The sequence below is a fragment of the Dehalococcoidia bacterium genome, assembly GCA_030018455.1.
Classification (GTDB): domain Bacteria; phylum Chloroflexota; class Dehalococcoidia; order DSTF01; family JALHUB01; genus JASEFU01.
The window spans coordinates 1-946 of sequence record JASEFU010000019.1; the positions used below are offsets into that span (position 1 = coordinate 1).

The 946-nt window shown below is 66.5% G+C and carries 1 protein-coding gene; it reads left to right on the forward strand.

Annotated elements, in window-relative coordinates; genetic code table 11:
* On the forward strand, positions 1–946 hold a 946-nt coding region (locus QME71_11125), incomplete at both ends, for a LamG domain-containing protein (GenBank protein MDI6858851.1).

Genomic DNA, 946 nt, shown 5'->3' on the forward strand with positions numbered 1-946 from the left:
CACCTATCGCGTCGCTTCAACCACGAGTTACCCCTACGACGGCAACACTTGGATCCATGTGGCGGGCACATACGACGGGACGATGATGCGTATTTACTACAACGGCGTCCTGGAGAACTCGGTCCCCGGCCCGCCAGCCATTAACACCAATAACGAAGTCCTGCGCGTCGGCCAGGACGCTTCCGGCCGCTCTTTCCGCGGCACGCTCGACGACGTCCGGATCTACAACCGTGCCCTCAGCCCTGCTGAGATAGCGGATCTAGCGGCCACACCCACGCCTACCCCTACTCCAACCGACACTGCGACACCGACGCCGACCCACACGTTCACGCCGACGCCCACTGACACGCCCACGGCCACACCGACCTACACGCCGACGCCCACTGACACGCCCACTCCCACGCAGACCTACACTCCGACTCCGACGCCGACGGATACCGCTACGCCGACGCCGACGGAGACCTACACGCCGACGCCGACTCCCACGCCGACGGACACTGCCACGCCCACTCCCACGCAGACCTACACGCCGACGCCGACTCCCACGCCGACGGATACCGCTACGCCGACTCCCACAGCCACGGCCTGCCCGGGCGACGCCGACTGCGACGGCGTTCTCGACGCTCAGGACAACTGCGTCGCGACGTTCAACCCCGATCAGCTCAACTCCGACGCGCGTCCCATCGACAATGGCCCGGTGATCGGCGGCGATGACATCACCGTTCCTAACGGCGACGGCCTCGGCGACGCCTGCGACGATGACGATGACAACGACTGGCTGAGCGACATCAACGAGGCGACGGCCGGCACGAGCCCCCTCGTCGCCGACACGGACGGCGACCGCGTGCTGGACGGAGCCGAAGTCATCCTGGGCTCCGATCCCCTCGATCCTGCCAGCAAACCGTCGTGCGCGGGCATCGAAGACAACGACAGGGACTGTCTCGCC